Here is an 11794-nt window from a genome sequence, read left to right on the forward strand (position 1 = left end):
ACGCGCACGGCGCCCAGGCGTCATCGAACGAAAGCCGCGATGCCCAACTACGAACCCGACTTCCGTCTCGACGGATACGAACCCGTCAACAGCCATGTCTCCGACCAGTTCTGGCTGCGTATCGGCATCGAGCAGGACCAGCTGACCGTGCTCGCCGAACACCACAGTGCCGACGCCAGGCATAGCTTCTTCGTCATGCACAACGGGGCCGTCACCTGGGGAATCCCCGGGGAACCGCAGATCGCCGCCCTGCACCTCAAGCGTGACCCGGAGACCCACACCTTCCGCTTCGCCAGCGAGATGCTGCCGCTTCCGTCCATGGCGCAGTCCTGGCTCGTCGCCCGCGGCTGCCCCGAGGAGGAGGTACTCCTGCCCGACGGTATGGGCACCGCCCCCGCGAACGACGCCACCCGCGCTCTGGAGAAGCGTCTGCGCCGTGACGGCGACCACTTCGCGCTGATCACCAGCTACACGTCCGACAGCGAGCCGATCGAGACCACCGTGCTACTGCGGGCCCTCGACGAGAAGGCGGCGCCACCCTTCCGCGTGCTGCTGGAAGAGGTCGACAACGACGCATGGACACACACGCTGCGCGAAGGCGGCTTCCAGACGTTCGAGGCCGCCACCCAGTGGTGGGAAGCGTACTGGAGCGGTGAAAAGCCGCCGCTACCCGCGGCATCACCTGCGGCCCGGCACACCACAGTTGCGGCCCCCGGCGTGCCGACCCGCCCCGCACCGCCGCGCGGACAGAGCCGCTGAACTCCCGCCAACACACACTTTTCTCTCTTCTAGGCCGGCGGAATGCCGTGAAACCCGTGTGAGGCGGCGCGGAACATAGCACGCAATCCCCGGTTACCGAAACCGGGGATTCTGCGGACTCTTGTTCTCAGCCCGTACGGCCTCCGCCTGGGGCCATTTCCGCATTCCCGCTCCATCGCCAGTTAGGACAACCTCGTGCGCATTCATCGCGTTGCCACTGCCGCAGCGGTCTGTGCGGCCGTAGCGCTGCCCGCCGTCACCGCTACGGCCGCCCACGCCGCAGTTCCAGGCACCGTCGCTGTCTCCACCTCGTGTCACAAGACAGGCCCTTACGAGATGCACGGGACTAGCGCGGTCACCATCCGCTCGAAGGCGTCGTCGAATTCGACCGCCGTCGGAGTTCTCTACCGGCGCCACAAGTTCACCGTCCACAAGAAGACCAAGACCGGCTCGTGGGTCCACATCACGGACAAGAAGACCGGTGTAGCGGGCTGGGTGTCCGGCACGTACGTCTACCGGACCGTCTATATGTGCCTGGACTAACCCGCCACGCCCCAGTTTCCAATTCTGTACCGGATTCCTCGACATGAAGGGAGCCACGCTGTGCCCGACATCAGCGAGGACGTGATGGGCGTCCTCACCGAGCGCATCGAGGACCGATTCCAGATGCCGCTCGCCGACCTGCGCAGGGCGGTTCAGGCGGCACCGCAGGCCAACCCCGAGGCCACCACCATCGTGCACTGGCACGGCCTGCTCACCGAGACGCAGCAGGCACTCGACACCGCGGAGGACGCGCTCGTCGAGGCGCTGGGCACCCAGCCGGCCGACGTACTCGACGATCCGGTCATGGAGTTGGCCCACCAGGTCAACTGCGCTGTCGCCTCCCGCGACGGCCGCGCCGTGGTCGTGAACTACCTCCTCGATCCCAACGCACCTGGCAAGCGAGGCCCCGGCGCGTGGCGTGGCGCGTCCCCCGCCACCCGCCGTGCTCCGGCCTTGCCCACCTCCCCGCCCACGGTGCCCAGCGCGCGGAACACGACAGCGAGAGGGGCAGCACGGTGAGCAGCATCGATAGGTCGACCACCCGCGATGCGGTACTGCAGGAGGCGTTCGGCGCCGAAGTAGCCGCGCTGTACGCGCAGGCCGCCCGCGGTGAGGCGAATGCCGTGCTCCAGTGCGCGCTGGAGCTGCGGAGCTTCCTCACCGTCGCCGAAGAGCATCTGGAGCGGGTGCACAACATTGTCGAGTCCGACAGCCAGATGGGCGAGCTGTCTGGCGATGACTTGAACCGTCACGACCAGTGGATCGAGGCCGCTGTGGCCAGTTGCGACCTCTACGATTCCGCGCTCGACGAGCTGCTCCTCACCATGCCGCCGCCGAGCCACCCGAACGTTCCGCGGGCCGGACTGCGACCCAATGTCGCCGCCACAGCACCGCCTACCCCGGCCGGACTCCGAGCCGGGGCGGTGCGGGCCCAACGCCCCTGAAAGCCAAGCCGATTGCCACAGCCAGACAACCCTGCCCACACCGATTCCCAGACCGTCGCCCAGCGCATCGAGGCGCTGTACGGACAGCCGCTCGCTGAACTCGAAGCACTCGCCGACGTACCCGAGAGCACCCTGCTCGCCGCCCTGACCGGCAACCACAGCGCCCTGGCCTTCGCCGAACGCAACATTGCCTTCCAGCTGGAACGCCTGCGCGAACTCACGTCCCCCGAAAGGGAGATCGGCCGGTTCGACGCCGGTCACATCCTCGACTGCGCCCGCCGTATCGCGGAGTCCGTCGCCACCCGCGACGCCTACGCCAAGAGCACCGGCGCGGTCCTGGGTGGCCTGCGCCGCACCACTGCACCGGACACCCAACCCCCGGCTCCCCCCGTGTCCGCGGCCCCGACGGCCGCCACCTCCCGCACCCGTTGATCCACTCGTACCGCTTGAGGAGCCCTTTCCTTGGCCACCACCGCGCCGCCCCCCTCCGCATTGCACGACCTCTCCGGCGTCACCAAGACCCTGGATCTCCTCGCCCCGCGCTGGAGCGTGTGGGTGCTGATGACCCTCTCCTCGCAGACGCTGCGCTACGCCGAGATCAAGCCCCGGCTCCCGTGGCTCGCGGACGGCCAGCTCCACCCCCGGCTGCGCCACCTCACCAGCGCCGGCGCGGTCGAGCGCACGGAGTACGCCCCGCGCCACGTCACCTACGGCCTCACCAGCCGTGGCGCCGCGCTGATGCCGGTCCTCGCCACGATCGCGTCCTGGGGCGACACGTATCTGGAGAAGGACCTGGTCGCCAACAAGACCACCGGCGAGATGGAGTCCGAGCGGATTCCGCCGGCCCAGAACATCGACGATGCGCTCGCCCTGATCGCGCCGCGCCACGCCACCCCGATCCTGTGGTCCCTGCAGGCCAGGGGCAGCGCGACCGCCAAGGCCCTGGCCGCCGAAGCCATGCCCGGCTACGGGCTGACCGCCGTCTACAAGCCGCTGGAGCGCCTGGCCGCCGATGGCCTCATCACGGCCAGCGGCTCCGGCGACTACCAGCTGTCCGCCAGCGGCCGGGCACTTTCCCCCGTCTTCCAGGCGATCTCCGCCTGGGCCGCCGCCCCGTCCGCCGAGACTGATACCCGTCGGTCTCGGGGGCAGGGCCCGGCCCCGTCGCAGAACCGTTCCGGCCCCTGGGCGACCACTCCGTCGCGGCGTCCGACACCTGCGGCACCCGCAGTACGGTCCGCCGGCCCCGCCCTGACCACCACGGCCCCGAACGGCCCGACATGGAAAGCGGGCGACCTCTTCTCCCACCAGATACCCGCCCGGCCGGTCTCCCCGACAGGAGGCCCGCGCCGATGACCCGCGCCCTGCCCGACAACCTCCTGCACGAACGCCGCGCGATTCGGACCCTCACCCTGCCGGGCCTGATACGCCTGGTCACCGAGATCGACGACAACGGTCCCATCAGCCACCGGCGCGGCAGCCTGCAAGGCGCCTTCGGCGACCTCACTCCCGGGCAACTGCGCCACGCGACCGACACCGCCCGTGCCCTCGACCTGGTCCACTCCGACGAAACGACCCCCGACCGCTACCGGCTCACCGAGAGCGGCGAGGCCCTCGCCGAGGTCTACGACACCGCGGCCCGCTGGGCCCGCGCCCGCCATTTCCCCGACACCACGTCCGACTTCGTCACACGGGTCCAGCACACCCTCCAGCTGCACAGCCGCGACCCGCACCCGAGCGGGTCGACGCCGGAGCCGTCGGCACCGCGGAGAGCCCTGACCGACTGGCTTCAGTCCAACCCCCTCGCCCTGCACCACGCCGACGCCCGCTCCCCTCATGAGTCGGCGGAAGGCGGGCACGCTGCGTGAAGACCCGTTTCGGACCGCGGCATGCCAGCCGCCCGGTCCCCACCCTGCTGCGCGGCATCTACCTGCCACGCAGCATGGATGCCGGCGCGCTGGCCATGAGCACGTACGGCATCCCCCTGCTGGTGCTCGCCACCACCAACTCCGCCGCACTGACCGGCCTCGCGTTCGCGCTGGAGTGGATCCCGCGCCTCGGCGCCTTCGCCCTCGCCGGGGCGATGACCGACCGCTACGGCACCACCCGCGTCTTCCGCCTCGCCTCCGCGACGCGAGCAGCCGTCGTCCTGGCCGCCGCGCTAGCCCTGCCCGAACTGCAGGGCGGTCTCAGTACCACCATCACCGTCATGGCACTCGCCGCCTCCACCGGCGTGCTCACAGAGTTCTCCTACATCGCCGCCGAAACTGCGGGCGGCGTGGCCAGCCGGGCGGCCGGCGAGCGCGCACACCGCGTGCAGTCCGTACTGCTCGGCATCGACCAGGGCGGCTCCCTGGCTGGCCCCGCACTCGCCGGACTGCTCTTGGAGCAGGCCGGGGCATCCGGGATGCTCACCACGATCGCCGCCTTCTCCGTCCTCGCCTGCGCGTTCGCCCCCGGGGAACCCGTCCGGCAGCGCACCGCCGACCCGGAGCCCATCGTCAAGGGGCTCCACACCGGCTGGACCACGCTAAAGTCGCTCCCCGCGCTGGCCTGGCTGATCACCGGGCTGACCCTGTCGAACCTGGCTGTGGGCCTCCTCCAGGCAGCGGCCCCGGTGATCGTGGTCAAACAGCTCGGACACTCCAGCGCGGACGTGGGTGTGATCTGGTCCGTTGCCGCCGCAGCAACACTGGTCACGGTCGCCGTCTGCCGACGCGCCATCGACCGGTGGGGCCTGTGGCCGGTCGGCGCACTCTCTGCCTCCATCGCCGCCTGTGCCTGCCTGGCCGTCTCGCTGACCCACACCTACACCGCGTACCTCGTGCTGATCGCGGTGCTCATGGCCAGCGAGGGCGGCATGACCGTCGTGCTGCGCACCCTGCGCTCCCACCTCATCCCGGCCGAGGTGTTCGGCAGCACCCTCTCGCTGACGATCCTCGTACTCCTGCTGCCCTTTCCGGTGGCCGGAATTCTCATTGCCGCTGTGCCGCCCACCCTGCTCGGCCACGTGATCACCGGCTGCGCCGTTCTGCAGGCCCTGGGCCTGTTCATCGCCTTCGCGCGTCTGCGCACCCTTCCCGGCCTGCGCGCCTCTCTCGCCTGACTTGCCGGCCGCCCCACCGTTCACTTTGGAGATCCATTCGATGCCCACGACCGACGCGACGGCAACCCAGGCCGTACTGCCGGTGTTTCGTCCCTCGCTCCGCGCCGGCTCCCGGCCCACGCTCACCGACCAGTTCCTGGCCTACGACTCCGAGCACCCCTACGTCTACCGGGCCCTGGAGCGGCTGACCGCCGAGCGGATAGCCGCCGGGGCCACCCGCATCGGGCTCAAGGGCCTCTTCGAAGAACTGCGGTGGCGGCTGCCCCAGGGCGTGCGCGGCCTCAACAACAACTACACGGCCTTGTACGCCCGCAAGTTGATCGAGGACCACCCCCACTGGGCTGCCGCCTTCGAGCTGCGCCGCCGCCGCACCCCCTGATCCCCTGCCCGTCATCTCTTAACTACGTCTCAGCCAGACCACCTTGGAGTGCCCTTGTCCTCTCGCACCATCCTCGTCGTGACGACCTCCGGTCCGGAGGCGCAGGCGTACCGCGGCTACTGTCTCGAAAGTGTTGCCGCCTCCTACAACATCGTGCTGATCACTCCCGGCGAGCCCACGTGGGAACGGGAATTCATCAGCGACTTCGAGATCGCCGACCCCGACGACGCCGAGGCGCTCGCCCAGGCCGGCCGGGCCCTGGCCGACCGCCACCAGCTGGCCGGCGTGGCGACGTGGACCGAGTGGTACCTCACCCAGACCGCCCGCCTCGCACGCCGACTCGGCCTGCCCACGAGCAGCCCGGAGGCGATGGAGGCGGCCCGCAATAAGGCCACTGCCCGGACCTTGTTCGCCCGTCACGGGGTACCCTCGGCCTCCTCCATGACCGCCCGCACACTGCTGGAAGCCGCGCTTGCCGCCGAGACCATCGGCTACCCCATCGTCCTCAAGCCCGCGGCCCGTGCCGCCAGCATCGGCGTCATTCGTGTGAACCGCGCGGAGGAACTGCCAGCCGGCTTCGAGTTCGCCTCGGCCGGAGCGCGTGAGGGAATCGAAAGCACCGACGTCCTGGTGGAGGAGTACCTGGACGGTCCGGAGGTGAGCGTAGAGTGCGTCACGCACCGCGGCCACACCACCGCCGTCGCCGTCACCCGCAAGACCCTCGGCGACCCGCCGTTCTTCGAAGAGGTCGCCCACTGCGTGGACGCGGCCGACCCACTGCTCACCCAGGTCGCCCCCGTCGCCGCAGCAGCGGTCAAGGCACTCGGCATCACCGACGGCGTCCAGCACGTCGAGATGCGCCTGGTGAACGGGCACCCACGCCTGGTCGAGGTCAACGCACGCATCGGCGGCGACATGATCGGCCACCTCGTCAGCCTGGCCACCGGCGTCGACCTGCCCCGCGCCGCCGCCGACGTCGCCTGCGGACTGACTCCCGATCTCACCTCGACACGCAGTCGGGCAGCGGCGATCCGGCTGGTCTACCCCGCCTACTCCGGCACCCTCACCGAGCGCCGCCTCGACGAAATCGTCCCCTGGCTTGAGCGCATCAGCTTCCAGCGTGAAGTCGGCGACCGCCTCGTCCTGCCGCAGGACGGCGGCGACATGTTCACCGCCCGCATCGGCTACCTGATCACCACCGGAGCCAGCGCCGCAATCGCGCAAGCCCGCTCCACCGAGGCGTACCGGAACCTGGCCGTCCAGGTCACCCCCGCCTAGAGCCCTCGCCACGCGCCCGCCGCGACCCTCCCGGATGTCCAATTGACCGATCCCGAAATCGACATCGACATCGACGGCGACGTCTACGTCTTCCCCCGCTACCTGGCTGGATCCTCCGCCATCGACGACCCAGGTCTTGAGCCCCTGATGCAGCTCGGCTGGGCGCTGACCCACGACGACCTCGGCAACACCCATCTCAACGCCCCCGACCACAAGGTCCGCCTCGGCTTCCTGCCCGAAGGCGACGACGACGGACTATGGCGGATCAACGCCTATGTGGACCGCTTCGGGCCGCCCGCCTGGGGAGTCAGCTTCAACGACGCCTGCCCCAATGAATTCGTCGCCGCCTTCACCACGGCCCTGGCCCAGGCATACCAGGACGGGCCCGAGCACTACCTCGCCCGACCCGACCCTACGGATCCCGAACTCGACGCCTTCAACGCGCTAGCCCCTCTCATCAACCGAGGCTGGAAGGCCCAGCATCTGCGGTGGGGCGTGTTGGGACTACAGACCCCGGACGGGATGGCCGGCCTGGAGTACACCACCGGCCGGCTCGACGCGGAGAAGGAACTCACCACGCTGCAGGCCCGCTGGTACATGTGGGGCGGCCCGAAGAACGGATACGCCCGCTGGTACGCCACCGCCTCCACCAACACCCCGACCCCGCTGGTGAAGGCCATCACCCAGAGCGTGTCCGACCCCGCGCCGCTGCCGCGCTGGAAGGACTTCCTGTCGCGCGGACTGCGTGATCACGCCCAGCTCGTGCCCGTCACGCCACCGCCGCCCCCGGTGCCCACACCTCTTGACGTCCACCGCACCGCGCCGAGACGGCGTCCCGCGCTGACCACGCGCAGCGTCCCGCGCTGGAGCACCACGACGACCCCGTCGGCGACCGTGCCCGCGCGTCCCTCCAGGCCGCGCCGCTGACCTGCCAGCCCCCCGTTGCCTGTGAGGTCATGTGCCCCTTCACGCACAGCAGTTCTTCGATGACGTCCTCGAAATGTCCTTCTACCAGTACGCCATCGTCGGCGACGCCTTGTACACAATCCCGCAGCCGAACTCGTTGCTTCGGCTGCGGATCGACTTCACCCCGACCATCCGCCACGGCGAGTACGACGGACTGCGCCTGCGCGTCTTCCACCCCGAGCAGGGAGTCCTCGACACCGCGATCCTTCGCTTCGCCGAGCACGGTACCTTCGAACGCCGCGACGCCGCCCGCGACCTCGTGGCCGGTCGCGACGGCTACGCCGTCATCCGCGACTGGCACGCCAACAGCAGCCAGCCGCCGTGGCACGGCGCGGACGGCACGGGGCTGCGCACCGCGATCGAGCAGTACGCCCACGTCTGGTTCCCGCAGCCTGCCGTGTCCCGACCGTCAGCCCGACCGGTCGCCCAGCCCACACCCACCACCAGGCTTTCGCCCCGTAGCCGCTAACCACCCACCTCACCACGGAGTTCCGGATGTCCCCGCCTCGATGGTTCCCCTCGCCCCGACAGCCACCGCCGCCGACCGCTGCGGTCTCTGGCCCGCCTCCGCCGTCGGGTCCGAACGGATTCTGGATCACCGACCCTGCCTTCCGTGACCGGCTGCACAGCGCGACGCTGACCCTCCTAGACATCGTCGAGGACTGTCTGAACGATGACGACGTGCCGCTTACCGAAGTCCTCGGCGGTGCCCGCGACCACGCCGAGCACATGCTCGGCGTCCCCAGCGCCTACGGCGTCCTAGTCGAAGCCGAGGCCGCTGCACAGATCGTGCAGGCCGCCGGCCTGGACGCCGGCTCCCCCTTCGGTCTGGCCATCGCCCAGGGCGTGTCCGGCATCGAGCAGCTGCCCGTACCGCAGCAACAGCAGCTCGTCCGTGCCGCAGCCCGTAGATACGCAATCACTGCGCCTTCCCGTTCGCCGGCCGTTCCAGCAACAGCACCCCCGCGTCCGGTGCCCGGCCGCTCCCGCTGAATCACCCCCTGCTCCGTCAACCACACGTGTTCCCTTGGAGAGTCCCTTCTTGCGCATCCGCTCCGTTCGCACCCTTCCAGCCGCTGTCGCCGTCGCCGCCACGGTGACCGGCAGCCTGGCCTGGGCGCCTACCGCCTCGGCCCAGAGCCCCGATCCCACCCCGTCCACTTCCACGTCCTCGACTCCGAGGAACGCGGCCGAGACGGAGTCCGGCGGCGTGGCCATCCTGAAAAAGGACCCCGGAGGTGACGTCCTCGCCGGGGTGGCCTTCACTCTCTTCGACTCCGCAGGAAAGGAGGCCGCCAGCGGCAAGACCAACGCCCAGGGGCAGCTCGCCCTGAAAGACCTCGCTCCCGGCGTCTACCGCCTCAAGGAGACCTCCAGCGGCAGCCCGTTGCATGACACTGTCGACGACCAGGACGTGATCATCACTCCCGGCGCTTACACGCCGCTGACGATCGTGGATCCGTTCAAGGACGCCTCGGTCCTGCTGAAGGCCAAGGACGACAAGACCGGCAAGCTGCTGCCCGGTTCCACGGTCAACATCGGCAGTGGCGACAAGACGCTCCTGACGCTGACCACCGGTTCCAACGGCACGGCAAGTGGCAAGCTGCCCCTCAATTCCCGTGCCAGCAGCGACTTCTGGGTCAAGCAAGTCAAGGCGCCCGCCGGCTACGAGATCTACAAGCCGTCGAAGGCGTTCAAGGCCAAGCCGGGCGACCCCGTGACGGTGACCGTCACCAACGCCAAGGCAGCTACCACCCCGTCGCCCAAGGAGAAGCCCACCGACAAGCCGAGCGACCGGCCCACCCCGGACAAGTCCGGCAAGGACGAGAACACCCCGACCCCGACTGCTTCGACCTCGGCCACGGACACCCCAACCACCGACGAGACCGCGTCGAGCACCGCAGCTCCCACCCCTGCGGGCTCGCTCGCGCACACCGGCGCGGACGCCACCCCCTGGCTGATCGGTGGTGCCGGAGTGCTGATCGCCGCCGGCGGAGGCGCCCTTTTCGCAGTCCGCCGACGTCGTACGGACGACTTCACCGACGAGAACTAACCTCTGCCACACCCGTACCCTGAAGGCCCCCAGAGTCATCATGATTCTGGGGGCCTTGCCCCATATCCACGACAACGCCCCAGGAACGGGACAGCCACATGACCGGCAAGACAGGTCCTAGCTGCTCAGAGCTTCCCGGAGGTGTTCGTGGGCAGGCCCGTCGAGGCGGTCGAGGAGAACGGTCGCGCGGGCTCGGATGAGCCCGCTGCGATGCTCAACGGGAAGACGGCCCCACACCCCGGCAGCCATGCTGGCCGCCTCGCGGTGGTCGCCGTCAGTGCGCAGGCATGCGGCGGTGTCCAGGGCGAGGAGAGCACGGGTCATCACCGACGGGGAGTGGGTGAGGGCGATGGCGGCGTCCTGGTGGCGGTAGGCGGCTTTCGTGTCGCCGAGGAGGGTGTGCACCTGGGAAAGGTGAACGTGGTGCTTCTGCCCGGGGTAGCCGAACCAGGTGTCGGCGGTCTCGTCGCCGTCGATCCTCTGGAGTAGGGACTCAGTGCTGGCGATGGCCTTGCGTGCGCCGTCGGCGTCGCCAAGGGCGGCGAGCGCGCGAGCGTGCACGGCGCTGGCCAGGGCGGCGGCTCCGGTCGGGGTGCGGCCTGCGGCCTGGCAAGCGGCCTGCGCGTACTCGGCGGCCTGGCGGGGGGCACCGTAGTTGAGGGGCACCATTGCTCGGCGGGCGAGGACCCAGGAGAGGGTACGGCCGTCGCCGGATTCACGGGCGACTTTCCCGGCGATGGCGAACCACCGGTGCGCGTCAGCCCGGTCACCGCGATCGTGCTGGATGATCGCGACGAGCCCAGTGATCCCAGCAGCGGCACGGACTAAATCGCCCCGGTCACCCGCGTGCCTCGTACGGCTCAGCGCGACGGACAGTTCTTCGAGATCCTGCTCCATCAGGCCGAGCACGGCATCGGGGGTCCGGCCGGCATAGCCGCCTCGGTGCCGCTCGAAAACGCCCTCGAAGTAGGCGACGTCGGCCTCACCGGTGGGTGCCAGGGCGCTGTCGATGTGCTCGCGAGCCTGGGCGATGCCGGGCAAGGCCACGGCGCCTACGGTGGCGGCCGCCCCGCCCAGGAACTTCCTGCGCTCCACATCCTCACTCTCCTTCGTCTGCTTGCGGTACCAGCGCGAAGCAGCGACGGCACCTCTTACCTGTTCTTCCCCGAGCCCGTAAACCGACACGATCGCGGGGTACCACACCGGAGACGGGAGCCTCATCTCCACCTCCCACCGCTTCACGTTCTCCTCGGTGCAGTGGCGGCCAGCAGCAGTGAGGCGTCTGGCCTGCTCGGTCCGCGACCGTCCGGCCCTCTCGCGCACCTCGCGGAGTAACTGACCGATCCCGTCTGGAGTCACCATCGACGGCCCTTCCCTATGCGGTCAATGTCGGTGCGTATTTGGCACCCCTTCCGGTCCCAACCTGGCACCCCAGCAAGGAATTGGCACCCCTTTCCGGCACTCCCGACCAGATCTGATCGGCCGTTGAATGTGACCACCGCCCTGTGAGAGCCGGGCGGGGCCAACCGGCCATTTCCATAAGGCAGTCGAAGGGAAAAATCATGGACGAGCAGACCTACTCCACCCCCGCTGTCAGCGAGCTCGGCACCGTCGTCGAGGTGACGCTCGGCTCCGCGGGCAACGACAACGCCGACGACACCCAGTACTGGAGCTAATCCGGCGGCCTGACGCGGGCCTGCTGACCTGACGGGGCGCCCAGGACGAACGGCCATCGGCCGTGCGTGCTGGGCGCTTCCCTTTGTCGA

General features: G+C 69.5%; 16 protein-coding genes. 15 read left to right on the forward strand and 1 reads right to left on the reverse strand.

From position 1 onward, the window contains the following. Positions 1–39 precede the first annotated feature (39 nt). The 14 genes from EDD93_RS23700 (at position 40) to EDD93_RS23760 (ending at position 10028) form a co-directional block, all read left to right on the forward strand. Complete coding sequence (locus tag EDD93_RS23700) at positions 40–759, forward strand: hypothetical protein (protein ID WP_260255830.1); 720 nt, start codon at positions 40–42, stop codon at positions 757–759. Between the two features lie 195 nt (positions 760–954). Next, positions 955–1302, forward strand: a complete 348-nt coding sequence (locus EDD93_RS23705) for an SH3 domain-containing protein (RefSeq protein WP_123527066.1) — start codon at positions 955–957, stop codon at positions 1300–1302. Between the two features lie 60 nt (positions 1303–1362). After that, positions 1363–1821 (forward strand): hypothetical protein, encoded by a 459-nt coding sequence (locus EDD93_RS23710; protein ID WP_123527067.1) that lies wholly within the window; start codon positions 1363–1365, stop codon positions 1819–1821. Next, positions 1818–2246: a hypothetical protein gene (locus tag EDD93_RS23715; RefSeq protein ID WP_123527068.1), complete on the forward strand. Its 429-nt coding sequence runs from the start codon at positions 1818–1820 to the stop codon at positions 2244–2246. Before EDD93_RS23710 ends, EDD93_RS23715 begins: the two co-directional genes overlap by 4 nt. A gap of 12 nt (positions 2247–2258) precedes the next feature. Beyond that, positions 2259–2678: a hypothetical protein gene (locus EDD93_RS23720; RefSeq protein ID WP_123527069.1), complete on the forward strand. Its 420-nt coding sequence runs from the start codon at positions 2259–2261 to the stop codon at positions 2676–2678. A gap of 30 nt (positions 2679–2708) precedes the next feature. Beyond that, positions 2709–3602 carry a helix-turn-helix domain-containing protein gene (locus tag EDD93_RS23725; protein WP_123527070.1) on the forward strand — a complete coding sequence of 298 codons (894 nt, stop codon included), beginning with the start codon at positions 2709–2711 and terminating at the stop codon, positions 3600–3602. After that, on the forward strand, positions 3599–4114 hold the full coding sequence (locus EDD93_RS23730) for a hypothetical protein (protein ID WP_123527071.1): 516 nt from the start codon (positions 3599–3601) through the stop codon (positions 4112–4114). Before EDD93_RS23725 ends, EDD93_RS23730 begins: the two co-directional genes overlap by 4 nt. Further along, positions 4111–5352 carry an MFS transporter gene (locus tag EDD93_RS23735; protein WP_260255831.1) on the forward strand — a complete coding sequence of 414 codons (1242 nt, stop codon included), beginning with the start codon at positions 4111–4113 and terminating at the stop codon, positions 5350–5352. Before EDD93_RS23730 ends, EDD93_RS23735 begins: the two co-directional genes overlap by 4 nt. Positions 5353–5392: 40 nt before the next feature. Then, positions 5393–5731, forward strand: coding sequence for a hypothetical protein (locus EDD93_RS23740; protein WP_123527072.1), 339 nt, complete (start codon positions 5393–5395; stop codon positions 5729–5731). A 54-nt stretch (positions 5732–5785) separates the two neighbouring features. After that, positions 5786–7009, forward strand: coding sequence for an ATP-grasp domain-containing protein (locus EDD93_RS23745; protein ID WP_260255832.1), 1224 nt, complete (start codon positions 5786–5788; stop codon positions 7007–7009). Between the two features lie 42 nt (positions 7010–7051). After that, positions 7052–7936, forward strand: a complete 885-nt coding sequence (locus tag EDD93_RS23750; RefSeq protein WP_123527073.1) for a DUF317 domain-containing protein — start codon at positions 7052–7054, stop codon at positions 7934–7936. A 31-nt stretch (positions 7937–7967) separates the two neighbouring features. Next, positions 7968–8444, forward strand: a complete 477-nt coding sequence (locus EDD93_RS23755; protein ID WP_123527074.1) for a hypothetical protein — start codon at positions 7968–7970, stop codon at positions 8442–8444. A gap of 212 nt (positions 8445–8656) precedes the next feature. After that, complete coding sequence (locus EDD93_RS39440) at positions 8657–8968, forward strand: hypothetical protein (protein WP_148083891.1); 312 nt, start codon at positions 8657–8659, stop codon at positions 8966–8968. A gap of 49 nt (positions 8969–9017) precedes the next feature. After that, complete coding sequence (locus EDD93_RS23760; RefSeq protein ID WP_123527075.1) at positions 9018–10028, forward strand: SpaA isopeptide-forming pilin-related protein; 1011 nt, start codon at positions 9018–9020, stop codon at positions 10026–10028. A 117-nt stretch (positions 10029–10145) separates the two neighbouring features. Here EDD93_RS23760 and EDD93_RS23765 read toward each other — a convergent pair whose 3' ends face one another. Next, entirely contained in the window at positions 10146–11123 is a 978-nt protein-coding gene (locus tag EDD93_RS23765) for a twin-arginine translocation signal domain-containing protein (protein WP_260255833.1), read from the reverse strand. Positions 11124–11590: 467 nt separating this feature from the next. Here EDD93_RS23765 and EDD93_RS23770 point away from each other — a divergent pair, with 467 nt between their 5' ends. Beyond that, positions 11591–11704, forward strand: coding sequence for a lasso RiPP family leader peptide-containing protein (locus tag EDD93_RS23770; protein WP_123527077.1), 114 nt, complete (start codon positions 11591–11593; stop codon positions 11702–11704). The last annotated feature ends 90 nt before the right edge of the window (positions 11705–11794 follow it).

Source organism: Streptomyces sp. 840.1 (assembly GCF_003751445.1).
Taxonomy (GTDB): Bacteria; Actinomycetota; Actinomycetes; order Streptomycetales; family Streptomycetaceae; genus Streptomyces.

Bases quoted from the DNA above. Each gene is read 5' to 3' on its own strand.
- EDD93_RS23730 (WP_123527071.1), top strand. From the start codon at position 3,599: ATGACCCGCGCCCTGCCCGACAACCTCCTGCACGAACGCCGCGCGATT.
- EDD93_RS23700 (WP_260255830.1), top strand. From the start codon at position 40: ATGCCCAACTACGAACCCGACTTCCGTCTCGACGGATACGAACCCGTC.
- EDD93_RS23740 (WP_123527072.1), top strand. From the start codon at position 5,393: ATGCCCACGACCGACGCGACGGCAACCCAGGCCGTACTGCCGGTGTTT.
- EDD93_RS23770 (WP_123527077.1), top strand. From the start codon at position 11,591: ATGGACGAGCAGACCTACTCCACCCCCGCTGTCAGCGAGCTCGGCACC.